Annotated in this window: 20 protein-coding genes; 16 read left to right on the top strand and 4 right to left on the bottom strand. The window is 41.3% G+C overall.

Annotation, left to right across the window (positions count from 1 at the left end):
• Window positions 1–358: 358 nt before the first annotated feature.
• The 8 genes from AC0VYH_RS20025 (at window position 359) to AC0VYH_RS19990 (ending at window position 10,883) form a co-directional block, all read left to right on the top strand.
• Complete coding sequence (locus tag AC0VYH_RS20025) at window positions 359–3,307, top strand: CDP-glycerol glycerophosphotransferase family protein (protein WP_475365991.1); 2,949 nt, start codon at window positions 359–361, stop codon at window positions 3,305–3,307.
• 301 nt (window positions 3,308–3,608) lie between these two features.
• On the top strand, window positions 3,609–4,613 hold the full coding sequence (locus AC0VYH_RS20020) for a LacI family DNA-binding transcriptional regulator (RefSeq protein ID WP_475372991.1): 1,005 nt from the start codon (window positions 3,609–3,611) through the stop codon (window positions 4,611–4,613).
• 200 nt (window positions 4,614–4,813) lie between these two features.
• A complete protein-coding gene (locus AC0VYH_RS20015) occupies window positions 4,814–5,569 on the top strand; it encodes a sugar phosphate isomerase/epimerase family protein (protein WP_475368064.1) in 756 nt (251 codons plus the stop codon).
• Window positions 5,570–5,611: 42 nt separating this feature from the next.
• Window positions 5,612–6,892 (top strand): extracellular solute-binding protein, encoded by a 1,281-nt coding sequence (locus AC0VYH_RS20010; protein ID WP_475372990.1) that lies wholly within the window; start codon window positions 5,612–5,614, stop codon window positions 6,890–6,892.
• 55 nt (window positions 6,893–6,947) lie between these two features.
• Window positions 6,948–7,886 (top strand): carbohydrate ABC transporter permease, encoded by a 939-nt coding sequence (locus tag AC0VYH_RS20005; protein ID WP_475372989.1) that lies wholly within the window; start codon window positions 6,948–6,950, stop codon window positions 7,884–7,886.
• On the top strand, window positions 7,886–8,707 hold the full coding sequence (locus tag AC0VYH_RS20000) for a carbohydrate ABC transporter permease (protein WP_283153465.1): 822 nt from the start codon (window positions 7,886–7,888) through the stop codon (window positions 8,705–8,707). Before AC0VYH_RS20005 ends, AC0VYH_RS20000 begins: the two co-directional genes overlap by 1 nt.
• 25 nt (window positions 8,708–8,732) lie before the next feature.
• A complete protein-coding gene (locus AC0VYH_RS19995; protein ID WP_475372988.1) occupies window positions 8,733–9,836 on the top strand; it encodes a Gfo/Idh/MocA family protein in 1,104 nt (367 codons plus the stop codon).
• 3 nt (window positions 9,837–9,839) lie between these two features.
• A complete protein-coding gene (locus tag AC0VYH_RS19990) occupies window positions 9,840–10,883 on the top strand; it encodes a Gfo/Idh/MocA family protein (RefSeq protein ID WP_475372987.1) in 1,044 nt (347 codons plus the stop codon).
• A gap of 107 nt (window positions 10,884–10,990) precedes the next feature.
• Here the strand turns inward: AC0VYH_RS19990 and paaK are convergent, their stop codons facing one another.
• Window positions 10,991–12,331: a phenylacetate--CoA ligase PaaK gene (gene paaK, locus AC0VYH_RS19985; protein ID WP_475372986.1), complete on the bottom strand. Its 1,341-nt coding sequence runs from the start codon at window positions 12,329–12,331 to the stop codon at window positions 10,991–10,993.
• 290 nt (window positions 12,332–12,621) lie between these two features.
• Between paaK and AC0VYH_RS19980 the strand changes: the two genes are divergently transcribed.
• Both AC0VYH_RS19980 and AC0VYH_RS19975 read left to right on the top strand, forming a co-directional pair.
• Window positions 12,622–13,437, top strand: coding sequence for an alpha/beta fold hydrolase (locus tag AC0VYH_RS19980; RefSeq protein ID WP_475372985.1), 816 nt, complete (start codon window positions 12,622–12,624; stop codon window positions 13,435–13,437).
• A 211-nt stretch (window positions 13,438–13,648) separates the two neighbouring features.
• Window positions 13,649–14,017: a hypothetical protein gene (locus AC0VYH_RS19975; protein WP_475368057.1), complete on the top strand. Its 369-nt coding sequence runs from the start codon at window positions 13,649–13,651 to the stop codon at window positions 14,015–14,017.
• Window positions 14,018–14,128: 111 nt separating this feature from the next.
• On the opposite strand, the gene AC0VYH_RS19970 is transcribed toward AC0VYH_RS19975, so the two are convergent.
• Together AC0VYH_RS19970 and AC0VYH_RS19965 are read right to left on the bottom strand one after the other, a co-directional pair.
• The gene (locus AC0VYH_RS19970; RefSeq protein ID WP_475372984.1) at window positions 14,129–14,779 is read right to left on the bottom strand and encodes a DUF1796 family putative cysteine peptidase; all 651 of its coding nucleotides are present in this window, start codon (window positions 14,777–14,779) and stop codon (window positions 14,129–14,131) included.
• 117 nt (window positions 14,780–14,896) lie between these two features.
• Window positions 14,897–15,547 (bottom strand): cyclase family protein, encoded by a 651-nt coding sequence (locus tag AC0VYH_RS19965; protein WP_475372983.1) that lies wholly within the window; start codon window positions 15,545–15,547, stop codon window positions 14,897–14,899.
• Between the two features lie 183 nt (window positions 15,548–15,730).
• Between AC0VYH_RS19965 and AC0VYH_RS19960 the strand changes: the two genes are divergently transcribed.
• From AC0VYH_RS19960 to AC0VYH_RS19935, 6 genes are all read left to right on the top strand, one after another.
• Entirely contained in the window at window positions 15,731–16,846 is a 1,116-nt protein-coding gene (locus tag AC0VYH_RS19960; protein WP_475372982.1) for an NAD(P)/FAD-dependent oxidoreductase, read from the top strand.
• 205 nt (window positions 16,847–17,051) lie between these two features.
• Window positions 17,052–18,662 carry a gamma-glutamyltransferase family protein gene (locus tag AC0VYH_RS19955; protein WP_475372981.1) on the top strand — a complete coding sequence of 537 codons (1,611 nt, stop codon included), beginning with the start codon at window positions 17,052–17,054 and terminating at the stop codon, window positions 18,660–18,662.
• Between the two features lie 32 nt (window positions 18,663–18,694).
• Window positions 18,695–19,276 (top strand): chromate transporter, encoded by a 582-nt coding sequence (locus AC0VYH_RS19950; RefSeq protein ID WP_475372980.1) that lies wholly within the window; start codon window positions 18,695–18,697, stop codon window positions 19,274–19,276.
• Complete coding sequence (locus AC0VYH_RS19945; protein ID WP_475372979.1) at window positions 19,273–19,803, top strand: chromate transporter; 531 nt, start codon at window positions 19,273–19,275, stop codon at window positions 19,801–19,803. The genes AC0VYH_RS19950 and AC0VYH_RS19945 overlap by 4 nt, the downstream gene beginning before the upstream one ends.
• Window positions 19,804–20,034: 231 nt before the next feature.
• Window positions 20,035–20,637 carry a TetR/AcrR family transcriptional regulator gene (locus AC0VYH_RS19940; RefSeq protein WP_475372978.1) on the top strand — a complete coding sequence of 201 codons (603 nt, stop codon included), beginning with the start codon at window positions 20,035–20,037 and terminating at the stop codon, window positions 20,635–20,637.
• An 11-nt stretch (window positions 20,638–20,648) separates the two neighbouring features.
• Window positions 20,649–21,812 carry an FAD-dependent oxidoreductase gene (locus AC0VYH_RS19935; RefSeq protein WP_475372977.1) on the top strand — a complete coding sequence of 388 codons (1,164 nt, stop codon included), beginning with the start codon at window positions 20,649–20,651 and terminating at the stop codon, window positions 21,810–21,812.
• A gap of 199 nt (window positions 21,813–22,011) precedes the next feature.
• On the opposite strand, the gene AC0VYH_RS19930 is transcribed toward AC0VYH_RS19935, so the two are convergent.
• A complete protein-coding gene (locus AC0VYH_RS19930; RefSeq protein ID WP_475372976.1) occupies window positions 22,012–24,912 on the bottom strand; it encodes an AAA domain-containing protein in 2,901 nt (966 codons plus the stop codon).
• Window positions 24,913–25,030: the final 118 nt, after the last annotated feature.

The raw sequence follows: 25,030 nt of genomic DNA, 5'->3' as shown, positions 1-25,030 counted from the left end.
TAGTTTTTAGTCAGATATGCTTGAAAACGAATCTATAAGTGGTAATATTAACGTTATGTGTTGGTTATCATTGGTTTTAAATGGGTATAAATGGAATCCGAAAACGACTATCCAATCATTCGACTTTACATCTCTTTTAAGGGAGTAGAGTTTTTTACCGTTATTTCAATCAAACGATCTTTTGTTTTGAAAATAGAAAACGAGGTATTTTTTTAATTTATTCTTTGTAAAGAAATTGTAAATTACGTTCAGGCTATTGTTATGGATAAAGATCTATGATGCGTCTAGTTGAGTGTGAAAATAAATAGCTGTTTTTGCCTAATTAAAAGGAAAATTAATGGTACAAAGGAAGAGATATATGCTTGTTAAACGTCATCAAGTTGAAAAAAGAACTATTGCACTAAACGATGTGCGATGGGATGGAGAGATGTTAAGTTTCCAGATAAAAAATGAAGAAATTCATGATTTAGAATCTCTCAATCTATGTCTTATAAATCGTAAAAATGAAGAATATATTTGGCCGGATTTTAAACAAGAAAGAGTAGGTTCTTTTATTAATTTCAGCTTATTTAAAGAGAATTTCAGTGGGTTAAGCTCAGGAAAATGGGATTTCTTTATAATAAATGGTCGAAGTAAAAGTATGGATAGAAAGAGGATTGGTGTCTATCAAGCTCCGATAGCTTCTAGAGCACAAAGGTATTTGAAACCGATTGTTGAAATGGAGGAGAACTCTTGGATTCCTTATCTTACGGATCGGAATGAACTTTCCTTGCATATAGGGAGTATAAGTGAGTTAGAAAAAGTTAGTTTTGAAGTTGTTCATTTCCAAAGTCAGGTCATCTCCATGAAAGAAGAAGACAACCGTCTCATTCTACATATCAATCAGTACTTTCCTTCTTCACCAGTAATGGTTCACACGAATGATTTAACTTCCCGAAAGATCCCTTCATCTTATCATCCAGAAGATAAATCTGTAACAATGCATAATGAAAACACGAATGACTTTGTAAATGGAGAAGGTGAGCTTCAACTTCATTTTAAGCGTGGAAATATTCTTGAAGTTTATTCGTTAACTTTTGAGAATAGTCAAGTGACCCCAATCGTGCAACCTTTATCTACAAAAATAGTGAAGGGGCAGCTTCATGCTCAGAACTTACGTGTTACGCACGATAGCATCTTATTTGATGTTTCTACGAATTTCATCGAATATGCGAATGAAATTCAATTTTATTTGAAGAAACGTAAAAGAGATGAGATCGTGAATTTGGAGGTGTCCCGTCATTTACATGGTTCAGTGGAAGAAATCGGCGTGTCTATAAGCCAATTCAATGGATTATTTACTAACACAAGCCGTTGGGATCTTTTTGTTGAAATTCGGCACGCTAACCTAGTTGAGGTAAGAAGAGTCGGTGAGTATAATAACCCTCTCAACCACCTCGAACGGCATGTCGGTCATCTTCCTATAACGGAGGATCTTTATCTTTCACCTTATTTAACAAATGATCATGAATTTTCATTTTACGTTAGTACTGAGGAGCAATATTTAAAAAGTAAGTATCCTGGTAACGTTTCTCTTCATCGTTTGAATCTTAAACAAAATGGTGAACTGCAGTTGACGGCTACGGTTTCAATGAAAAGAATAAAAAGCTTCGAAGTGGAGGAGCTCGTCTTAAGGCTACGTAGTGATAAGAGTAAACGAGTAAGTGTACCTTATCATAAAGTGGTGGAAACGTCCGCTAATAAACAAAAAGTAAGTTTCCGCATTCAATTAAATGAAGTTGAATTTGAACAGTTTTATTGGGACTTTTTTATTTCAGTAAAAGTAAATAATCACGAGACGAGATTAATTAGAGTAGTTAGTGATAATTTACTTATTCATAAGCAATTGAAACATCGGATGGGGAAATACACTTTAAATCAATCCAATGGCTACATGATCTATCCCTATATCACGATTAATGGTGGGGTTAGTATCACTTATCGCTATAAAGGCGAATATGAGAGCATAAAGTACAAAATGAATGAGTACATTGCGTACTATTTGTATATCCTTTTCTACTGGAATGCGTTTTGGAAACCTACCTGGTTAATTCATGAGAAATATTCAGAAACAGCGCAAGATAATGCCTATTACTTCTTTAAACATTGCTTTGAAGAACATAAAGGTAAGAAGGTTTACTATGTTATTAAAAAAGGGTCTGAAGATGAACGCAATTTAATTCCTTATAAGGAACGAGTCGTTTATTTCATGAGCATTAAACACCTTTTCTTAATCCTATCTTCCAAAGTGATTGTTTCATCTGAAGCGAAGGGACACGGTTATGCCTGGAGGGTGGCTCGTGGACCGATTCGTGATTATGTGAATAGTAAGCGCTACGTCTTTCTACAGCACGGTGTGTTGGGACTGAAGAAGGTAGAAAATACGTTTAAGGTTGGTTCAGCGAATTCAGCTGATTTATTCGTTGTGTCCTCCGATTTTGAAAAGCAAATCGTCATGGACCACTTTGGATATAAAGCGAAGAACATTATTGTGACGGGCTTATCAAGATGGGATGTAGTAGAAGACCGTTCCCAAGAGCCAACCGATAGCGGGAAAAAAGAGGTCTTTCTTATGCCGACCTGGCGGAATTGGCTTGATGAAGTAGAAGAAGGCGAATTTGTGCTATCCGATTACTATAAAGCTTATAATGCTCTGCTAAACTCTAATGAGCTACATGACACGCTAAGGAAAAATAATTTGCTTCTCAATTTCTATGTTCATCCTAAATTCATGCCCTATGTCGCCCATTTTACTAGTGAAAATGAGCATGTAAGAGTCATTCAATTCGGTGAGGAAAAGATTAATGATCTCCTGATGCGCTCCAGTATGTTAATTACGGATTATTCCAGTGTCGCCTGGGAAATGTATTATCAAAAGAAGCCAGTGCTATTTTTCCATTTTGATTTGAGTAAGTATAATGAATTGCAGGGAAGTTATATGGATCTTAACAAAGAATTATTTGGAGATGTCGCATACTCTTCCGCAGCGTTAGTTTCAAAATTCGAAGAGTATGCGAGCACGAATTTCGCTGAAAAACCTGAAATTAGCAGCAAGCGATTTGAGTACTTTAACTATATTGATGATGGTAACAGCTCAAGGATCTTTTCTGAAATTAAGAAAAAAGAGAAAGAAGTAACAAGAAGAAAAACGCTCAAAGAAGTGTTGAAGAGCAGCGATGCTGTCTCCACAATGTGGAGAAGGTATAAAAAATACCCTATTGTTAATCAAGTAGGTGGCAAACTTCTCGCAACGTTAAGGTCACATTAATTTTGAGAGTCCAATGGTTAGGTTACGTTGGGCTCTTTTTTGTGGATTTGTTTAGAATGAATTTTAGATCCGAGGAGAGGGGGATCTAAGTATCGTAAGTGCATTCTAATTAATTTAATTAAATAAATTTTCTGAAATCTATTGAAGTTTGCCTATTTATTCTCTATAATGAGCATCAGTTGCAGGAAATAGATAATCGGTTCACTAAATGTAATCCATTACATTTTGCTTGAATTCTCACTATCAGCCATTTATAGTTTAAAATAAAGATACTATTTTAAACACTAGGGAGATAATTGAAATGGCGAATATGACAGATGTAGCAAAGCTTGCGAATGTATCAACAGCTACTGTGTCCAGGGTAATTCAAAATCCTGATGCTGTAAAAGAAAAGACGCGAACGAAAGTGCTTCAGGCAATTGAAGAATTAAACTATCAGCCAAATGTTCTGGCTCGTTATTTTAGAAGGACTGAAACAAAGACAATCCTCGTGATGGTTCCTTCTATTGAGAATAATGTTTTTCCGCAAATGATTGCCGGAATTGACTTGATCGCCCATCAATCGGGTTACAAAGTGCTTCTTGGAAATACCTATCAAGATCCGGATAAAGCTTACAGTTATCTTGAAGAGTTGAAGCAGAAACAGGTAGATGGGGTGATATTATTAACAACGAGGTTGGATAACAACGTTATTACCGACATTGCTGACAAATATCCTGTTGTGCTTACATCTGACTTTATTGCAGGTCTCAACGTTCCTACTGTAGCCATTGATAATATTAGCAGTGCACGTAATGCTGTGGAGCATTTACTGCAGCTTGGACATCAACGAGTTGGAATGATTACAGGTCCGTTAGATATTTCGTTAAGTCGGGATCGATTAAAAGGTTATCGACAGGCGCTTCTTGAGCACGGCATAGGAGTCGATGGTGTACTTATTCAAGAGGGAGATCATAAGTACGATTCTGGTTACAATCAGATGAATAAGTTTCTTGCATTGGAAAACCCTCCTACAGCTATATTTGCTGCAAATGATAGCATGGCGATGGGGGCCGTTAAAGCGGTAAAAGCTCACGGGCTTAGAGTACCGGAAGACATTGCATTTGTTGGTTTTGATAACATTCAGTTCTCAGATATCTTTGAGCCGTCGCTTACGACAGTAGCGCAACCTTTTATGGAAATGGGACAAAGATCTATGGAACTCCTTTTGAAGCAAATTAATGGTGAAACCTTAACGAAAAAGCAGCACGTGCTTGATACGAAACTTATTATCAGAGAGTCATGCGGTTATAAAAAGCAGGTTTAGTCTTGATGACTATTCTGTTTCACTGAAATGTAATCGTTTACTTTATAAGAGGTGGAGAAACCTTTATTTACAAGCCCTTTAGCAAACAATTATATTCATAAATGTAATCCATTACATTTATGAAGTCTACTATTTCCAGGAGGTGAAGAACGGACTATCAGCTGATTTAAACTAATCAACTATTAAAGGAGAGATAGTAAATGGCAAATATACCTGTTGCAGTACAGATGTATACGTTACGAGAGGAAAGTGAAAAGGACTTTATTGGTACTTTGAAAAAGGTTTCGGACATCGGTTATCAAGGTGTGGAGTTCGCAGGGTATTACGATATGTCTGCAAAGGATTTGAAGAAAGTAATGGATGACCTTGGATTAATGGCAGCTTCTAGCCACATTCCTCTCGATAAACTATTGGAAGATTTAAGTAGTGTGATAGCGTATCAGCATGAAATTGGAAGTACCAAGCTTGTTTGTCCGTTTCTTGCACCTGAAATGCGAACAGAGGAAGGATATTCGGAGGTCATTCGAAGCTTGAATGACATTGGACAAGAGTGCTCGAAAGAAGGGATCACGTTATGTTATCACAATCATGATTTTGAATTAGAGAGGCTGTCGAATGGTAAAACGGCGCTTGAGACCATTTTAGATGAAACGAATCCAGAGTGGGTGAAGGCGGAGTTTGATATTTATTGGCTCACTCGGGCTGGGGAAAATCCGGTAGAGTGGATGAAGCGATATCAAGATCGCACGCCTCTTGTTCATTTGAAAGACATGACCACGGATGGGGAGCAATTCTTCGCTGAGCTCGGCACAGGAGGGGTTGACCTTAATGGAGTCCTCAATCAAGGCGATGTGTCTAACGTTGACTGGTGGATTGTTGAACAAGATAAATGTAAGCGCTCTCCTATCGAAAGTATTGAAATGAGTATGAACTATTTCCTTAGTAAGCATTCTTGATCAGTTGCTATATAGTCATTACTACAAATTAGGGGGTAAAGCATGAAGAAAGTAACGGCTTTATTATCAGTTTTGGTGTTGTTGCTGTTAGCGGCATGTGGGGGGAACCAGGGAGCATCTGGAAGTTCTGATTCTGGCAACGGGGATGAGAAGGTAATTGAAGTTTGGCACATTGAAACGGGTGAACGGGAAAAGCTTTTTCAGGAAGTAGCGAAGCAGTTTGAAGAAGAACATGATGGTGTGAAGGTGAAGTTACTCCAAACACCAAACGATGCTTACAAGCAGAAATTAGCTGTCTCGATGTCGGGTGGAAATCCACCAGATATCTTTCAGAGCTGGGGTGGCGGCTGGTTGAAGCATTTCGTTGATCAGGGAAATGTGCAAAATATTACTGAAAATATCGATCAAGATCATTACTTAGAAATGGCATTAAATAACGGGACATTCGATGAAAAGGTGTACGGTGTACCATTGGGTTTATCGCTCGATGTGATTTTTTACAACAAAGAAATCTTTGAAAAGTATGATCTTGAAGAACCAAAGACGTATGAGGAATTTACTGAAGTGATTAAGACGCTGAAAAAGAATGATGTGACGCCACTTGCGTTAACGAATAAAACGAAATGGCCAGGAGCGTACTATTTAATGAATTTTGCAAGTCGAATTGGTGGACCAGATTTATTCGAGAGCGCATTTAATCGCGAAGGACGCGGTTTTGATGACCCTGCTTATGTTGAAGCGGGTGAGTATATTCAAGATCTCGTCAAGATGGATGCATTTAATGCTGGATTTAACGGTATTCCTTACGATGAAGGCCGCGGTCGACAGCTCATGTACTCCGGGCAAGCTGCGATGATGGATATGACGATTTCTTTCTTAAATAACGTGAGAGAAGAAGCTCCACAGTTCGAGGATAAACTTGGATTCTTCGTATTCCCGACGATTTCAGGTGGGGAAGGAAATGAAACGCAAGTCGGTGGTGCCACTGGACCGGTTTGGTCAGTTGCAAAAGAATCTAAAAATCCTGATTTAGCAGCTGAGTTTATTCAAGCGTTAACGAGTAAAGAAACAGCACAGAAATTCACGGATCGCACGGGAACGCTGTCAGCTGTAAAAGATGTTGTTCCTGAGGATGAATTTGTAAAGCAGTTCTATGATGTAGCTCAGAATGCTTCTCATATTCAAATGCCTTATGACCAGACACTTCCTCCAGAGCTTGCTGAACTTCATAAAGATACGACGCAGGCACTATTCGGTCTATCAATGACGCCAGAAGAAGCAGCTAACAAAATGGAAGCCAAGGCAGAAGAGCTTCTTGAATAAGTGAAGGAGGGGATGAGTCCCCTCTTTCTTATCTACAGAAGGGAGAGCTTTACATATGGAAACAGCTGAAGTGGCGAGAAGAAGCGAGACGGCGAGAGTGGCTCACGGAATGAAGAAGCGCAATATGAGAAAAGCGGTCACGATTGGTTTATTCACAGCGCCAGCCCTTATTGTTTATCTTGTCTATGTGATTTACCCCATTTTATCGACATTAGGTTATAGCTTCTACAGCTGGGATGGAACGAATGACAAAACGTTTATTGGCCTCGATAATTACGTTCAATTATTTAACGATGCCGTCTTTTGGACTTCGCTTACGAACAATGCATGGGTTGTTCTGACGTCTGTCTTTGTCCAAATTCCACTCGGCATGATCATGGCGCTGATGCTGTTTGCGCCTATACGAGGCATTCGCTTGTTTAGTAGCGTTTATTTTCTTCCATTCTTAATGTCTACGGTTGCGATCGGCCTCTTATGGGTGTATATGTTTGACCCAATCAACGGGATTATTAATCAGATTGTGAATTTACTTGGCTTTGAAAATGTAGCATGGCTTAGTGATGAAAACACATCGTTGATTGCGATCTTATTAGTAGTCGTTTGGCAGTTCTCACCTTTTTATATGATCCTATTTAAGGCAGCTATGGTCGGGATAGGAGAGGAACTCTATGAATCTGCCCAAATCGATGGAGCGAATTCCTGGCAGAAGTTCTTCCACATCACGTTACCTTTGCTTATGCCAACCATTGTGAGTTCATCCATTCTAGCCATTGTTGGATCCTTAAAGGCTTTTGATATTTTCTATATTATGACTGGTGGTGGACCGAATCACGCAACAGAGCTGATGGGCACTTATATGTTCAAGCAGGCTTTTATTAACTTCAATATGGGCTATGCAAGTGCGATTGCGTTTCTAATGTTTCTCATTGCGCTCGTTGTTACTGTACTGATCCAAATCGTTGATTATAACCGCAAGAAGAAAGGAGCTTTCTAATGGTGCAATCACTCAGGAAGATGCCTTTGTATCTAATCGGATTATTGCTTTTGGTTTTCACAGGTTATCCATTTGTTTATATGATTTCGACCTCATTAAAAGATCAAAGCACTTTCTTTGAAAGACCATTTGCTATTTTCACCTCGATCGAGTGGGGTAACTACGCGGATGTATTCCAGATGGGGCTAACTCGTTATTTTTTAAACAGTATCCTAGTTTCGGTTGTGGCAGTTGTGGCGGTTATGTTAATTGCTGCTCTAGCAAGTTATCCATTAAGTAGAATGAATTTCAAGTTTAACCGTGGTTTATTTCTTCTTTTCATATCAGGAATGATGCTACCAATTCATGCCACGCTTATCCCGATCTTTAAGCTGTCTCAAAATATGGGGTTGTATGATTCATTGCTAGCTTTACTTGGACCTTATATTGCTTTCAGTTTACCGATTTCGATCTTTATTTTAACGCAATTTATGCAAGAAATTCCGAAGTCATTAGAAGAAGCTGCTAAGATTGATGGTTGTTCTCATTTCGGTATTTTTTGGCGCATAATTCTGCCGATGTTAACGCCGGCTCTTATGACGGTTTTTATCTATAATTTTATTCATTTGTGGAATGAATTTATCTTTGCGCTCGTTCTCGTATCTAGCCCTGAGAACATGACCCTACCATTAGGATTGCAAGATTTCTATGGAGAGTTTTCAGTAAATGTCCCTGGTTTGATGGCGGCATTAACACTTGCGAGTCTTCCAATGCTCGTTGTGTACCTGTTCTCACAAGAAAAAGTAGTAAAAGGACTAACGGGTGGTGCAGTGAAAGGTTAGGGAACCTGGAAAGGAGTGGGAGATTATGGAGAAAATGAAAATTGGTGTCATCGGCTGTGGCAACATTAGCGACATTTATTTAACGAATCTTCGCGAGTATGCGAATCTTGAAGTGGTTGCAGTAGCTGATTTGAATCACGAAAAAGCAGTTGAGAAAGCAGAGAAATATGAGATTGCTCGTGTTCTGGATGTGGATGTCCTTTTGGGAGATCCGACCATAGAACTCGTTCTTAATTTAACGATTCCTGCGGCACATGCGGAAGTTAGTTTACGCATATTAGAAGCAGGAAAGCATGTGTATTCTGAGAAACCGCTAGCGATAAAGCTTGAAGACGGGCAAAAGGTGCTAGCGAAGGCGAAGGAAAAAGGTCTTTTAGTAAGTGTTGCACCTGATACATTTCTCGGTGGTGGACTTCAGACGTGCAAGAAACTAATCGAGGATGGCGCAATCGGGGAACCGGTTGCTGCGACCGCCTTCATGATGGGTCACGGACCGGAAAGCTGGCACCCTGATCCAGCCTTTTTCTATCGAGAGGGAGCGGGGCCGATGTTTGATATGGGTCCTTATTACTTAACTGCTCTCATTCATTTAATTGGCCCGATTCGTCGACTGACTGGATCGACAAGGATCACCTCGCCTGAACGGATGATTACAAGCGAACCGAAGTCTGGACAGACGATTAAGGTTGAAACGCCGACGCACGTTGCAGGCATTTTGGATTTTGAAAATGGTGCGATCGGTACGATCATCACGAGCTTTGATGTATGGGGAGCGAAAACTCCTTTTCTAGAAATCTACGGTACGAATGGGTCGTTAAGTGTACCTGATCCGAATACGTTCGGCGGTCCGGTACTAGTAAGAAATGCGGGAGAAGTTGAATGGAAGGAAGTTTCCCTTACGCATGGATCGATTGAAAATAGCCGTGGGCTTGGTGTGGTGGACATGGTGAACGCTTTACGAGAAGAGCGGAAACCACGGGCAAATGGTGAACTTGCTTATCATGTACTAGAAACGATGCATGGTATACATGAATCCTCAGTGAAAGGTAAGCATTATGAGATGACGAGTAAGTGCAAGCAACCTGATGCAATGCCAAGTGACAGTTTATCTGAGACGATGGAGGGATAGGGAATGAAAAAATTGAAAGTAGCGGTTATCGGTTGTGGAAGTATTGCGAGACGGCGTCATTTGCCAGAGTACAATGCAGAGGAAAATGTGGAAATTGTAGCGGTTTGTGATGTGGTGAAAGAGCGCGCAGAGGAGATGGTTAGTTTGTATGGCGGCACGGCATATACTGATTATCTCACGTTACTTGAAGATGATGAAATTGATGCGGTGAGCGTTTGTTTACCAAACGCGTTGCACGCACCTGTATCGATTGCGGCCTTGAAAGCAGGGAAGCACGTTCTCTGTGAGAAGCCGATGGCGACTTCAATTGAGGAAGCGAAAGCAATGAATGAAGCTGCGGAGATAAATGGCAAAAAGCTAATGATTGCTCATAATCAGCGATTCGTCGCGTCACACGTGAAAGCGAAGGAATTGATCCAAGGCGGCGAGATTGGAAAGATCTACAGCTTCCGCACCACGTTTGGTCATCCTGGACCTGAACGGTGGAGTATTGATGGAGCGGGTAGCTGGTTCTTCGATAAAGAGCGAGCGTTTATCGGAGCGATGGGAGACCTTGGCGTACATAAATCAGATCTCATGCGCTATTTGCTTGGAGAAATTGTGGAGGTAGGCGCGTTTGTAGAAACGAAGGCGAAGGATAACACGGATGTGGATGATAACGCGGTGTGCATTCTTAAAATGGAGACGGGAGTGATTGGCACACTCACAGCAAGCTGGTCTTACGTTTCTGGCGGTGATAATTCAACCATAATCTATGGGGAAAATGCGGTGCTTCGCCTAGAGGATGATCCGGAGCATTCACTGGTTGTTCAGTACAAAAACGGTGATGTCGTGAATTATGAGCTTCAGAAAATCCAAACGAATGAAGCGGGGGGACAGCAAACGACGCACGTGGTTGAGAATTTCGTGGATTGCATTGCGAACGATACTGTACCAGCCGTCAGTGGTGAAGAAGGAATGAAATCGTTGCAGGTGATTCTAGCTGCACTGGAAGCGAATGAAACGAAGCGAGTGGTTGAGGTAGAGGGTGAGCGGGCGGTTATTTAGGGGGTAGGTGGTATGTTGGTGCGCGGTTGCGCGGTGCCTGTCACCACCCGAACTATGTCGCTAAATGTCGAACAGGCTGACGAGAGGAATTGTCAGCCTGTTTTGAATTAATGGATAGAAGTTTTAGGAATAATTTTTGTACGGGCATCTAGCACTCGCTTTGCTTTTCCTTCGGAGCGAGGTATTGAGTGTGGCTCTTTCAATTGGATATCCACTGATATAAGCGTTTTGATTTTAAGAGTTTTTCCAAGACTCTCAACAAGCTTCACCGCCATAGGATGGTTAAAATTCATTTCTAGCTTTTTATAAAACTCCTGCTCTACTTCGACATGCAAGGTTACGTGATCTAAGTGGCCTTTTTTCTGCAAGTGGATTTGATAGTGCGGGACGAGTTCTTCTAGATTACAAATATACCGTTCGATTTCAGAAGGAAAAACGTTAACTCCTCTGATAATGAGCATATCATCAATACGTCCTTTTACACGGCTCATTCTTGTGGTTGTTCTGCCGCAAAGACACTTTTCTCTCGTAATGGATGCAATGTCGCCTGTTCGGTATCTTATTATTGGAAGAGCTTCTTTTGTAAGGCTAGTGAAAACCAGTTCGCCGTATTGTCCCTCGTCGACTTGATCGAGAGTATCAGGGTTAATGATTTCAGCGATAAAATGATCGTCTGCGATGTGGAGGCCATTCTGACATTCTGCACATTCCATTGCAATGCCCGGTCCCATTACTTCACTTAATCCATAAATGTCCGTTGCTTTCAGGTGAAATAATTTTTCGATCTGAAATCTCATTTCTTCCGACCAAGGCTCAGCGCCAAGAATGGCGAATTGTAATGAGGTTGAAGCTGGATCAATGCCTTGCATCATCATCGCTTCTCCAATGTTGAGGAGATAGGATGGAGTGGAGCAAATAATTCTGGGCTTAAAATCTTGAATTAGGGTAATTTGATTAGCTGTATTTCCGCCTGATATCGGGACTGTTGCGCAGCCAAGTCGCTCTGATCCTGCATGGAGACCGAGACCACCCGTGAACAGTCCATATCCGTAGGCGTTATGAAGGATGTCTCCCTTTTGTCCACCTGCGAGTGTGATCGATCTTGCAACAATATCAGCCCAATTTTGAATATCATTGTTTGTATAGGCGATTACGGTTGGTTTACCGCTCGTCCCAGATGAAGCATGGATGCGGACAACTTCGTCCATAGGACAGGCGAGCATCTTGAAAGGGTAATTTTCTCTTAGGTGATGTTTCTTTGTAAATGGAAGTCGTTGCAGGTCGTCGAGTGACTGGATATCATCTGGGGTTATATGTATGTTCTTGAAAGTCTCGTGGTAGAAAGGGATGTTCTGGTAGGCGTGTCTGATTGTTCGTTTTAATCCTTCTAATTGATGGGCGTGCATTTGAGCGGTGCTCCAAGTTTCTCGTTCAGAATAAATTGCCATACGGTAGCCTCCTTGTATGATACAAAATAAACGACAGCAAGGATAAGTGTCATATTAAAGGTACCTTTTTATGGAAGCGTGGTCAATGAGATTTAGTGGAATTGTGTCTTTGGTCGTGGTGTGGAGGACGGTGCCTGTCACTGCCCGATATATGAAAGAATTTGTCGAATGTTTCTCTCTTCACTATTGTTTTGATATTAGGCAGTTATAAAAGAGGGATATGCTGTTTAGTAGCGAACTTTGTAGGAGTTATACCATAACAAAATTCATATTAAAGGAGATGGTTTACCGTGTCGTTTATCGAAGTGAACGAAACACCGCTCTATTATGAAGATTATGGTCCAAAGGATGCACCGGTTTTGGTTTTTAGTCATTCGTTATTTTTTAACTCAGATATGTTTCAACATCAGGTGGAGCATTTTTCAAAAGACTATAGAGTCATTTGCTATGACCACCGCGGTCAAGGGAATAGCGGGAGGTCTTCTTTAGCAAACCTCGATATGGATACGCTTACAAATGATGCTGCTGCGTTGATTGAAAGTCTTGGGATTGAGAAGTGTCATTTTATCGGTAATTCGATGGGTGGTTTCATAGCTCTAAGACTTGCGGCTAGAAGGCCGGATCTTCTTCATTCGTGCGTTGTTCTTGGAAGCTCTGGTGAAGCAGAGTACAAGAAAGAGGAGTTCCAGCCGCTTGTTACACAGCTTCAGAAGAATGGGGCGGAGGAAGTTGTGGATACGCTGATGTACATCATGTTTGGTGATGCATCGCTTGGGTCGATGGAATTCGAAAGAGAGCGTACCTACTGGAGAGATTATATGAAAAAACTTGAGCCATCCATAGGGGATGCGGCTCACCAGGTTATTCATCGAAAGAGTGTGCTTGAGGAGCTGGAAGGCGTAACCGTGCCGGTTCTTGCTGTTGCAGGCGAGCAAGATCATGCGTATACGATTAAACTGTCCGAGAACATTGCGAAAGCAGTTGAGAATGGACGATGCGAGGTTATAGGTAGAGCGGGTCATTCGGTAGCGCTTGAGAAGTCTCCGGAAGTGAATAAAGTGTTGGAGAAGCATCTTGTAAGATTGAAGGTTCGTCAGGGAACTTAAATATTTATACTTAATGGAGAGAATTCTCCATCTAATGTTTGGAAGAATTTTATTTCATAGAATGATTTTGAGAGCCTCGGTTTGATCGAGGCTCTCTTTTTATTTGGGGGTAGAAACGATTAGGATGTGATCGGTAGATAGGGGAATAATGTAATGGTATTTGTAGCAAAATAATTAGGTAGGTATACCATTTGTTGGGAGGTTCTTAGTGATGTGGAAGAAAAGAAACGGTTTTTGGAGTTTAGTGACTGCTGCTCTCCTATTGCTTACTTTTTCTACGAGAGCAAGAAGAGGAACTAGAAAAGCCATTCTTAAAGGAGCGGATGCAGCAATTGACTTAACGGATCAATGGAGAGGGAAGGCTTCTAAAACGACTATGAGAAGTGAAGATGATATCGAAGTGCCACGATATCCTTCGTATGTAGGTTATGAAGCGAATCGAGAATTAAACGATAGAAAGGGTGCGGAGAAGGTTCGTAAAGTAAACCCCACTCGCTTCAAGAACGCTAAAAACGTTATGAACGATGAAGTGATGCCTTATCATATGGCGGAGATTGCTGAGGAGTTCGATTTAAATTAAGAGGTGCCTGTCACCGCCCGAACTGTGCAATTATTTGTCGAATGAAACAGAGCCCGCTCTCGGGGAGAGAAGGGCTCTGTTTGTGTATGATCGACCTATTGCGAGAATAAGTTATGGCTTTAATAAGATGCCATCTAATATCTTGTCCCACATTAACGTGTTATCTGGTTGGTTAGGGACTTTTAGAATACAAATATCCTCCATTGGAACGTGTGTATCCTGAACGATTTCGAGGTTTGGATCAGGGGTCAGCAAGAGAATATGAAATGATCCGTTGACGCATTTTTTTAACGTTTGTTGCATTTCGATCGCTTCTGCATAGTTACCAGACCATCTGATAAATAGAATGGAGGAAGCCTGTTGTAATTGCAGAAGAAATCGTTCAATCCGTCGCTCTAGCTTCTGTCGATAGGCCGGATAGGTATCGCTCCATTCTTTATTAGGAAGAATGGGGAAATCATGAACAGACAGCATATTATTATGCGTATCTTGAACAAAATAAGCTTTTGAATTTTGAGCAACTTCGTTATCGTCGAGGAAGTTTGCTTGTCCATCTATGCGTTGTAAATTTTCTAGTAACATGAAATCCTTAAACTGATTTTGAATCACTCGATTAATGTCAGATAGTTTCGGAGTAACAATCCAGTCAAAAGGCATTGAAAATTTCCTTAAGTGATTTCTTCTAAGATGACCTGCAGGACTGCATGAACTACCCAAACTCACAATAAGATCATACGGTTTTTTAACCTCGTCTAAATTCAATAAAGCACCTCCTATAAAATGAATTACTACTAGTAGATGCTTTATTGATCGAGTTGGTTTGTGTTGGTACCTAAAATGTTGATAAGTGGATGTTGAAATCGAAGTAAAGGAAGATTTCTATTCCATTTCCACCGCAACTGCCCTCACAGGTGATCCATCCAATCCTTCAAGTTTTAACGGCAGCGCAATGATGAGCGGATTTTCAAAATCGATCTGGTCGAGGTTACATAAATTCTCTCCGATAATACCGTTGTTGGAGGTTATGGCTTCATGAACTGGAAATGTTGAACCACCTGGTTGATCAACATTAAGCGCATCAACAAAGAAAGTGGTGACGCCTTTTTCTAGTAGTGTATTAATAATGTCGACGGATAGGTAAGGGTAGTTAAAATAAGTCTGTGTTCCTATATGTTTAGACCAACCTGTATGGAAAAGAGCGATCGTTCCTGGAACGATGCTATCGATTTGGTGTGCTACATCGTTTAATGTGATTTGTTCGCCTGGCTCTTTGCCTGTTACATCAATGACGTGGCCGGGTCCCATCACCTTCGTTAAACTTGATTGATCGATGGGATCGCCATCTTTCTGGAAGTGGAAAGGGGCATCAAGGTGTGTGCCGGTATGTGTGCCGATATTCATTTGGGTCACCTGATATCCGTCTTTGTCATGCTCCGCTACAGGATAGATGTTCGGTTTCGGATCACCTGGGAAAACAGGCGTATCGTTATTAACTGGAATCGAGAGATCAATGATTTTTTTGAAATTCATTTGGGACTCCTCCTTCTTAAACAAACGTTTGATTAAAGGTGAGAATAGCAGGATACGTCTACAGTCTTTCCTTTTCTTCAGTTTGTCATGAAGTTTGTTTGATCACAAGTTATGCCATGTTTGAGTCTCCTCCGACATTCCTGTAAAATACCTAATCAGACAAACGACGAAAAGGTGTAAGATATGAAATCAATGATTGTAATTGGATCTGGTATTTTAGGAGCGTCAACGGCTTATCATCTGGCTAAGCAGGGAGCGGATGTGATGCTCGTTGATCGGAAAGATGCAGGACAGGCGACAGAAGCGGCGGCTGGGATTGTATGTCCATGGCTAACGAATCGACGTGGAGGGGCTTTCTATCGTCTCGTTGAAGCTGGGGCGCGTTATTATCCGGAATTAATTGAAGAGTTGAGAAAAGATGGCGAAATAGATACGGGCTACGCTCGCGTTGGCGCGATTAACATTTATTCAGGTGAGGCGAAGCTTGAGAGAAAGCTTGCGCTTGCGATGGAGCGACGGAAGGATACGCCTGAAATGGGAGAGGTGTCACGGCTTTCAGCTGCTGAAACAAATGCGCTGTTTCCTCCGCTTTCAGATCATTACGCCGCTGTTCATGTGAGTGGGGCAGCACGTGTAAATGGCGGAGCTTTACGAAATGCACTCATTCGAGGAGCAAAAAATCACGGTGCGAAGGTGATTCATGGGGATGCCTCACTTTTATGGGGTGATGCGAAGGTCAACGGAGTCGAGGTGAATGGCGAGAACTATTTTGCGAACAATGTGATTGTCACTGGAGGTGCTTGGGCGCGTGAACTGCTTCAGCCACTTGGGATGAAGTTCCTCGTTTCACCTCAAAAAGCCCAGATTGTGCATCTCGATCTGCCTGAAACGGATACAGGAAAATGGCCAATTGTCATGCCACCTTTTATTCAGTATTTCCTACCATTTGAAAATGGGCGAATTGTCGTCGGGTCCACACAGGAAGACCAGGCTGGCTTTGATCTGCGCGTTACAATGGGGGGGGTTCAGCATATTATTGATCGTGCGTTGAAAGTAGCTCCGGGTCTATCGGATAGTACGTATGTGGAGACGAAGGTAGGCTTCAGGCCGTTTACGCCAGGGAATGTTCCGATTGCAGGAGCGGTTCCTAGCGTGAGAGGACTGCTGGTGGCGAATGGTCTTGGAGCTTCGGGATTAACGAGTGGACCGTTTCTTGGCGCTGAGCTTGCGCGGTTGGTGCTTGGGGAGAGGAATGAGTTGGATCTAGGAGAGTATCATCCTGGGAGTGCGTTTGGGTGAGCTGTCTCGTTTGTGGAGAAGAATTTGATAAATGACCGAAAAATAAAAATATTCTAAAGAAAACCTTTTCATCCAAGGGAGCTTCCTATATAATGGGAAAATCTCTGAGGTATGAAGAGGTTTCTTTTTTTATGGATTTTTTGAGATTCGGAAATAGTGCTTAGCTTATTCATCTCTACATAAATCGAAAGGAGCTTTTATAACAATGACAACTGACTACTTACATTATCCCTATGCTTCTCAGCGCATGACAACAGTAGCGAACAAAGGAATGGTAGCAACATCCCAGCCGCTAGCGGCACAGGCAGGACTAGATCTGTTGAAAAAGGGAGGGAATGCGATTGATGCGGCGATTGCGACTGCGGCAGTATTGACGGTAGTGGAGCCGACGTCGAACGGGATCGGCGGAGATGCGTTTGCTCTTGTTTGGACGAAGGGTGAATTGCACGGTTTGAATGGAAGTGGACCTTCGCCACAATCGATCTCCATTGATTCAGTCAAAGAACGTGGGTATAATGAAATTCCGAAATACGGTTGGATTCCTGTTACTGTGCCAGGCGTTCCGGCATCGTGGGCTGCTTTGTCGAAACGATTTGGGAAACTTTCCTTAAAAGAGGCGCTTGCGCCGGCGATTCACTATGCTGAGGAAGGTTTTCCGGTTTCTCCGATTTTAAGTAAGTTTTGGAAGAATGCTTATGCGCATTTTGAAAAAGAGTTAAAGAAAGAAGAGTTTCAGCACTGGTTTGAAACGTTTGCACCGGACGGTCGTCCGCCTGAAGTAGGCGAGGTTTGGAAGTCGATGGGTCACGCGGAGACGTTAAGGCAAATCGCAGAAACCGATGCCGCTTCTTTTTATAAGGGAGAAATTGCAGATAAGATTGATGCTTTTTCGAAAGCGTATAATGGGTATTTGACGAAGGAAGATCTTTCGGGGTTTGCACCTGAGTGGGTCGATCCGATTTCGGTTCAGTATCGCGGATATGACGTTTGGGAGATCCCGCCGAATGGGCAAGGACTGATTGCGTTGTCTGCGCTGAATATCGTAAATGGGTTTGATTTTGATCATAAAGATTCCGTCGATACCTATCATAAGCAAATTGAAGCGATGAAGCTCGCTTTTGCGGATGGACAGAAGTACATTACTGACGCGCAGGAAATGTCAGTCGCGGTTCAGGGTTTGCTCTCGCCTGCTTACGGTGAAAGTCGCCGTCAGTTAATTGGTGATGAAGCGTTTTTGCCCTCTCCTGGCCAGCCTCCAAAAGACGGTACCGTCTATTTAGCGACGGCTGATGATGAAGGAAACATGGTCTCGTTTATTCAGAGTAATTATATGGGCTTTGGTTCAGGACTCGTGGTGCCTGGCACCGGGATTGCGCTCCAAAATCGCGGGCATAATTTTTCAATGGATCCTGAGCATGACAATGCGCTAAAAGGTGGAAAGCGGACGTATCACACGATCATTCCTGGATTTCTCAGTAAAGATGGTAACGCGGTTGGCCCGTTTGGCGTGATGGGAGGCTTTATGCAGCCGCAGGGGCATTTACAGGTGATTACGAATCTAATTGATTTTCATTTAAATCCGCAGTCTGCCCTTGATGCGCCGAGGTGGCAGTGGGTTGAAGGGAAGCGCGTGTGGGTGGAGTCGACTTTCCCGCCTCATCTTGCCGAGGCGCTTAGCCGAAAAGGTCATCAAATCGAAGTTCAGTTGGAAAAGGGTGCGTTCGGCCGCGGACAAATTATCTGGCGTGATCAGCAGTCAGGGACCTTATTTGGAGGCACAGAATCAAGAACAGACGGAACGATCGCCGCTTATTAAAAGGGGCGGGAGGTTTCGGAAGGTGGTGGGTCATGCAACAGTGGCATCTTTTTCTCGCTTTTTTTAGAGTGGGAATGCTTGGGTACGGAGGAGGACCTTCTTCTATTCCACTGGTACATAAAGAGGTAGTTGAGAAATACAAATGGATGAACGATGATGAATTTGCAGATGTTTTGGCATTGGGGAATTCACTTCCAGGACCAATTGCGACGAAAATGGCGGGGTATATTGGCCATCGAGTGGCAGGAATTACGGGGATGCTGAATGCTGTGCTGGCAACGATTGTGCCGACGATCGCAATTATGATTTTCTTACTAACGTTTCTATCCACGTTTCGAGAAAAAGCATGGGTACAGGGGATGACGCAGGCCGTTGTTCCAGTGGTTGGTGTTATGCTAGCCGTGTTAACGTATGATTTTTTCAGAAAAGCACAGGGCAACTTAGGGTGGATTTTAACAATTGCGTTGACGGTTGCTTCCTTTTTATTTATTGAAATTGCGGGGATACATCCGGGGATTGTAATAGGATGTTTGCTGCTTTATGCGTTGCTTAAGCCGACTCGTAATGCTGGGAAGTCCGATGATGATCAGGTGAGAAAGGGGCCGTCCTCATGATTTACTGGGATATCTTTGTGGCGTTTTTCATACCTGGAATTGTTGGTTACGGAGGCGGACCTGCGTCTATCCCGCTTGTAGAAAATGAAGTTGTTGGTCGGTTCGGCTGGATGAGTGTGAATGAATTTAGTGAAATGCTAGCGATGGCCAATGCGCTACCTGGACCAATTGCGACGAAAATGGCAGGTTACATAGGGTTTCAGCAGGGAGGGGTTCTTGGCGCATTTGTTGGTGTGTTTGCGACAGTGGCACCTTCGCTCGTTCTGATGATTGTCTTACTAAGTTTATTAAATCGGTTTAAGAACTCACCAAAAGTGAAGAAAATGACGGCCCTCATTCGCCCGACGATTGCGATCTTGCTTGGCGTGATGGCATTTCAGTTCTTTGCTAGTTCGTATGAAGGTGCGGGGCTGGTTCAAACGATCTTTCTGATTGTGGCTAGTTTTGTACTGATGGAGAAGATGCAAGTGCATCCGGCGTTTGTGATTGTCGGGGCACTGGCGTATGGGGCAGTGTTTCTGGGGTAGAGGTGAGTTCGCGAGTGCCTGTCACCGCCCGAATTAGCACGAATAAAGTCGAGTTTTGCGTTAGAGCGATTCCTTTTTAGAAGGAATCGTTCTAACGCATTTTTTAATGTGGATTTAAGAAGAAGGAAGTCTTGCCATGCAAGGTTGCAGTTTCATACGAGTAGGTTTAAAATATGAGTATACTCATAAATGAGCGCAGTCATAAATTAACTGAGCTGTTAGGAGGTTATGATGAGCGGACTACGTGAACAAAAGAAGCAGGCAACGAGAAAGACGATCATGGAGGTAGCGAAAGGTCTTTTTCTTGAAAAAGGATATGAAGCGACATCAACAGAGCTTGTAGCTAGGAGGGCCGGGATCGGTTCAGGAACGTTATTTAATTACTTTCCTTCTAAAGCAGAGCTTCTCGTTGAAGTGATGCGAGCGGAATTTACAGGTATGGAAGAGAGGAAGGATCTAAGTTTTGAAGTTCAGGAGACAGCTGAAGCTACCGTTCGAAATTATTTAAAGAAGCGTTTGGAAGGCTTCAGTTTGCTAGAGAAGAAGCTTTTTCGAGAATTGATTGTGGCATCATTGAATGCTTATCAAAGTAAACCAGAATTCCTGCAGAGCTTGATGCAGCTCGATTTTATGTTTATTGAAGAGCTGGTTGAACTTCTTAAGGAAATAAGGCGACTAGGTAAGCTTCAGGATTATTTCGAAGTAGAAATTGCCGCTGAGCTTATTTATAGCTCAGTGATGTTTGAAACGCTTATTTACCTTTACCAGGAGGAGCGCAGTCTTGAAGAAGTGTTAGAGCAAACGGGTCGTAAGCTTACATTTATTTTAAAGTGAGGTGAATCGTGATGGACGTATGTATTGTGGGTGGCGGTATTGCAGGATTAACCCTTGCTTATTGTTTGAGTGAAAGAGGAGATCAAGTCACGATTGTTGAGAAATCTCCTTCGATACGAACGGAAGGGTATATGATTGATTTCTTTGGAGCAGGTTATGACGTGGCTGAAAAGCTGGGCATGCTCGATGATTTAAGTCGTATTCATTATCCGATCGATTCACTTGCTTTTTTGAAGGGAAATGGCTCGGAGAAATACAGGGTTTCCTATCAGTCTCTGCGTGAGTTATTAAATCAAAAGCACTTCAATTTTATGCGCGGAGATCTTGAGACAGTGCTTTATGAGAAGGTTCGAGAACAGGTTACGTTTCGGTTTGGGGTATCTCCAGAGCTAATTGAACAGGATGCGGAAAAGGCGCATGTGAGTCTCTCAGATAGTACGAAGTTTACATGTGATTTAGTTGTAGGTGCGGACGGTATGCGATCGAAAGTGCGCTCTCTTTTGTTTAAGGAAGAGAAGGAGCCAATTCGCTACATGGGTTATTATACAGCGGCTTATATTGTTGAAGACCCTGCTTTTCTTGAAAAAATTGATAAGAATTTTTATACGTATTCGGAACCGAATCGCCAGGTTTCTGTGTATCCGATTCGAGGCAATAAAGTGGCGACGTTTTTCTTATATCGCTATCCAGAACAACAGGGGCATGTGCAAAAGGAAAAAGCACTGGAGCAACTGAATGAATATTTTGGTCATATGAATTGGATTGTTCCAGATTTGCTCGAAGCAGGCAAAGAGGCGAAGGATTTTTACTTCGATGAGGTGTCGCAAGTAGGATTATCCCAGTGGCGAAACGGCAGGATTACTTTTGTGGGTGATTCCTGTCAGTGCATTTCGTTACTAGCCGGGCAGGGTGCTTCCATGGCGATGGCGGGAGCATATACGCTTGCAAAATCGCTTGATCAACATCCAAATGATTTGGAAGCTGCGCTTACGGATTATGAACGGTCTCTCCATCCAGATATCGATAAGCTTCAGAAGTCGGCTAGAAGGTTTGCGAGCTTCTTCTTGCCTTCTTCCTGGTGGGGGATTTTTGTTAGAGATGTATTGACGAGGGTATCGGTATGGCCTGGAGTGAGGAAGTTAGTGAACTTTAGTACGGTGCGGCTGCCGAAGTGAGTTTGCGTGAGTTCGCAAGTCGCGAGTGCCTGTCACCGCCCGGAATAGCGCAACTATTGTCGAATATTGAAAACCCCAGCTAAAATTAGTTGGGGTTTTCAATATTAAATACTAATAATTTACTGTAATACGGAGGTGTCATCATACGAATATCTCAGCTATTATCGAAAAAATTGATCTTACTAGTTGTTGGCTTACCTTACCTAGGAGGCAATACTGCAGTAGGTACTTGATTATTCTTGATTACCGTTTTAAGAAGTCCACTTGGTGTATCTTGGTTTTCGGATAAGCATTCAAGATCTCCGAAGGTAAGAAAACTATCTTTTGCGCGGGATACCGCTACATTTAATAAACTAGCATTTGAGTCAATGAAATAACAACCATCATCTCTTCCGTATACTGTGGACATAAGGATGATTTTTCTTTCTCCTCCTTGAAAGGTATGGACAGTGCCTACACTAATATTTTCCCTAACTGAAAGTGGTAAAGCCTTTTTGATTTTGGAAACTTGCATCTTAAATGGCGTAATTATACCTAAAAGATTATTAGGGTTTTCATTTGGATAAGCCATTTTAATAAGATCGAAATTTTCTTCTATCCAATTAGCGAGTTCAGTTGCTTCATAATGATTTATTCTACTTCCGGAACTTTTCTTGGATTTTTTTGAAGTTATTTGATAGTGACCGATATAAGGAATCGAAAGGGCTCTTAAAGAATTCTTTTCATCCAAGTCACCTGAACCCCTTGATGGCTCCAAGTTCCCTCTGTAAACCAGCTTGTTGCAATAATCTATGATTTCATCATAGCACCTTCGATGTTCGCTTAGAAATAAACCTCTTTCTTTATTCTTTTCATAATAACAACTTTTTGCGGCCACTTTCATCACACTTGATTGGGATGTATTTAGTCCGTTTTTTCCCAAATTATCAAATTCACTTTTCTTGGTTATGAGCCCTGAAGAGTGTGCGAGTGAAAGATCTAATCCAGGGGAAATGTTCCAAACTGGCTCTATTTGATACACATCTCCAACGACAATTGCCCGCTTAGCGAGAGCAAAAGAGCAGGCAGCTATTTCAGGACTTACCTGTCCGGCTTCATCCACAATTAGTAAGTCAATTTCATTATAGAGATAGTAATCATTACTTCCATTATATGCAAGCAATAATTTTGGAAGTTGGAAAAACGTCATAACATAGCAAGGAGTGATCATACTTAAATTATTATGGAATTGGTTTAGTATATTTTCGAAATTTTTCCCTTGTTGTTTTTCCGTTAACCGTTTCTCTAATATCCATTTGCATTCAAAATAGTGAACAGAAAGCCAGAAAGAAGAGTATCGAATGGTCGTATCGAGAAATTTATTGATCTTGTCTAGAGAATGAATTTCTTCGACTTCTTTATTGTGAGTATAGTAATAAGTGATTACGTTTAGTAACCCGCGGTAGGTTGTCTTTATGTTTGTTATTTTCTCAAATAGTAGTTTCTTCTCGTGCATTTCTTCTCTTAATTTTTGAGAATAGTTACCGTAATAATCCAGAATATCTTCTCTTGTCATGGCAACATTTAGAGGCATTTCATCATGATTCAAATGAAGTTTTATTAGAGATTTCACATGACGTTTGGAAGCAGGAAGAAAGGGAAGAAGTCGGAATAAAAATGGGGTTTTCATGAAAATCATATCCCATTCACTTACTCTTGATTGATTGTATTCTATTTGATTTACTATATCCTCTTGATCTGATTCAATTTGACTTAGGAAAGTGTCCATACTAATAGGCTCAATACATAGTTCTTCATATTCTTTATAAAGCTCTATAAACATTTTTTGTACTTGATTCAAATGAAGTAATTGATCGTGTATTGCGTTTTTACATTGCTGAACGGTTGTAAACTTGGTTTGAAAAAATTCACTGCACTCATTAATCATATTCTCATAAGAAGATTGTAAGTTTTCTTCACTTTCGACGTTAGTAAAGAAGTTTTCACCCTTCGCATTGGTATAATGAAAATTCTTACTCAGGGCTTCTTTTTCTTTGCTCTTCGAAGGGAAATATACTGCGAAACTATCGACTCCTGTTATCCACCTTTTCTCGAGGTTATGTTCTTTCCACTGTCTTTTTATTTCGCCAAATGATTCAATAATATTTGTAACTGCCTGGTTGTTTGTTGAAGAAGCCACAATTAAAGGAGCCTTTTCTTTCTTTAAAGCTTTTTCAACATATAGGTTTGCTACTATAGATTGTAACAACGTGGTTTTTCCAGTGCCGGGTGGTCCATTAACTGCCAGTATATCTCCGTTTTTCATATGATTAAAATGATTTACACATTCTCTTTGAGAAGGTGAGAGAGGGTATTCCCCGCCCATTTGAGCAACGTGGTTCATCATTTCATATGATGAGTTTTGAATGAGTTCCTTCTGAGGGCTGAATTTTGTATTAATAAAGTTTTTAAACAGTGGTACATTATCTAAGTTACTATTCAATAAATGATCATAAAGGGAAAGAATACTTCGGTTAGCGTTGACTGTTTTATCTTCAAAAATAAAAATATTTTTATTAAGGTTAATATTCCCAACTATTAAATCCATAATAGAGGATTTGGTAACCTGTTCATACATATCTTTGGCAAAATGAAAATAGGTTGTCCAAGATACATCATTAGTTAGTTTATGGAAGTTGTGACTTAAGAAATCATCAAAATCACTCAGGTGACCTATCGCTAGCTCTTCTTCTAGAATTGGGTAAAGATGTTCTCTTGGAATCCACGGGTATTTTCCTTCAGGAGGATGTAAATTTCCATTCTCATCCAAGGTTGCTGGAACATAAAATATACCAGTCAAATCATCGGTGTCGGAGCTTCTTTTTTCTTGAGCTATAAATTCAGTTTTAATCGTTTTTGCTACTATAATAATATTTAATAGATTAGGTTTATTTTTTTTTGTCTCAAAGAACTTCTTGGAAACTTCAACATCGATTTTTCCATTAATAAAGTCTTGTTTGTTCACACTTTCAAAAGTTTCATTTTTAAAGTCTATTTTAAGTTTTGCTGCGAGACTATCTCGAAAATAGTTTGTTATTTTTATATCTAAACCTATGTTCATAAATTCACCTCTGATATTTTGGGTAAAAATGGTACTTGTGATTTAATAAACTATATCATAGAATCCCAACGTGATAGAAGTAACAAAATAAAAGAAAAACCCTGAGTGATTTAACCTA

Source organism: Anaerobacillus sp. QJM3NY_32 (genome assembly GCF_056173645.1).
The sequence above is the reverse complement of the archived record's forward strand: the minus strand, read 5'-3'. Positions and strand labels throughout refer to the sequence as shown.

Bases quoted from the DNA above. Each gene is read 5' to 3' on its own strand.
- AC0VYH_RS20025 (WP_475365991.1), top strand. From the start codon at position 359: ATGCTTGTTAAACGTCATCAAGTTGAAAAAAGAACTATTGCACTAAAC.
- AC0VYH_RS19995 (WP_475372988.1), top strand. From the start codon at position 8,733: ATGGAGAAAATGAAAATTGGTGTCATCGGCTGTGGCAACATTAGCGAC.
- AC0VYH_RS20000 (WP_283153465.1), top strand. From the start codon at position 7,886: ATGGTGCAATCACTCAGGAAGATGCCTTTGTATCTAATCGGATTATTG.
- AC0VYH_RS19975 (WP_475368057.1), top strand. From the start codon at position 13,649: ATGTGGAAGAAAAGAAACGGTTTTTGGAGTTTAGTGACTGCTGCTCTC.
- AC0VYH_RS20010 (WP_475372990.1), top strand. From the start codon at position 5,612: ATGAAGAAAGTAACGGCTTTATTATCAGTTTTGGTGTTGTTGCTGTTA.
- AC0VYH_RS20015 (WP_475368064.1), top strand. From the start codon at position 4,814: ATGGCAAATATACCTGTTGCAGTACAGATGTATACGTTACGAGAGGAA.
- AC0VYH_RS19990 (WP_475372987.1), top strand. From the start codon at position 9,840: ATGAAAAAATTGAAAGTAGCGGTTATCGGTTGTGGAAGTATTGCGAGA.
- AC0VYH_RS20020 (WP_475372991.1), top strand. From the start codon at position 3,609: ATGGCGAATATGACAGATGTAGCAAAGCTTGCGAATGTATCAACAGCT.
- AC0VYH_RS19955 (WP_475372981.1), top strand. From the start codon at position 17,052: ATGACAACTGACTACTTACATTATCCCTATGCTTCTCAGCGCATGACA.
- AC0VYH_RS19965 (WP_475372983.1), bottom strand. From the start codon at position 15,547: ATGAATTTCAAAAAAATCATTGATCTCTCGATTCCAGTTAATAACGAT.
- AC0VYH_RS20005 (WP_475372989.1), top strand. From the start codon at position 6,948: ATGGAAACAGCTGAAGTGGCGAGAAGAAGCGAGACGGCGAGAGTGGCT.
- AC0VYH_RS19945 (WP_475372979.1), top strand. From the start codon at position 19,273: ATGATTTACTGGGATATCTTTGTGGCGTTTTTCATACCTGGAATTGTT.
- AC0VYH_RS19930 (WP_475372976.1), bottom strand. From the start codon at position 24,912: ATGAACATAGGTTTAGATATAAAAATAACAAACTATTTTCGAGATAGT.
- AC0VYH_RS19950 (WP_475372980.1), top strand. From the start codon at position 18,695: ATGCAACAGTGGCATCTTTTTCTCGCTTTTTTTAGAGTGGGAATGCTT.
- AC0VYH_RS19960 (WP_475372982.1), top strand. From the start codon at position 15,731: ATGAAATCAATGATTGTAATTGGATCTGGTATTTTAGGAGCGTCAACG.
- paaK (WP_475372986.1), bottom strand. From the start codon at position 12,331: ATGGCAATTTATTCTGAACGAGAAACTTGGAGCACCGCTCAAATGCAC.
- AC0VYH_RS19935 (WP_475372977.1), top strand. From the start codon at position 20,649: ATGGACGTATGTATTGTGGGTGGCGGTATTGCAGGATTAACCCTTGCT.
- AC0VYH_RS19940 (WP_475372978.1), top strand. From the start codon at position 20,035: ATGAGCGGACTACGTGAACAAAAGAAGCAGGCAACGAGAAAGACGATC.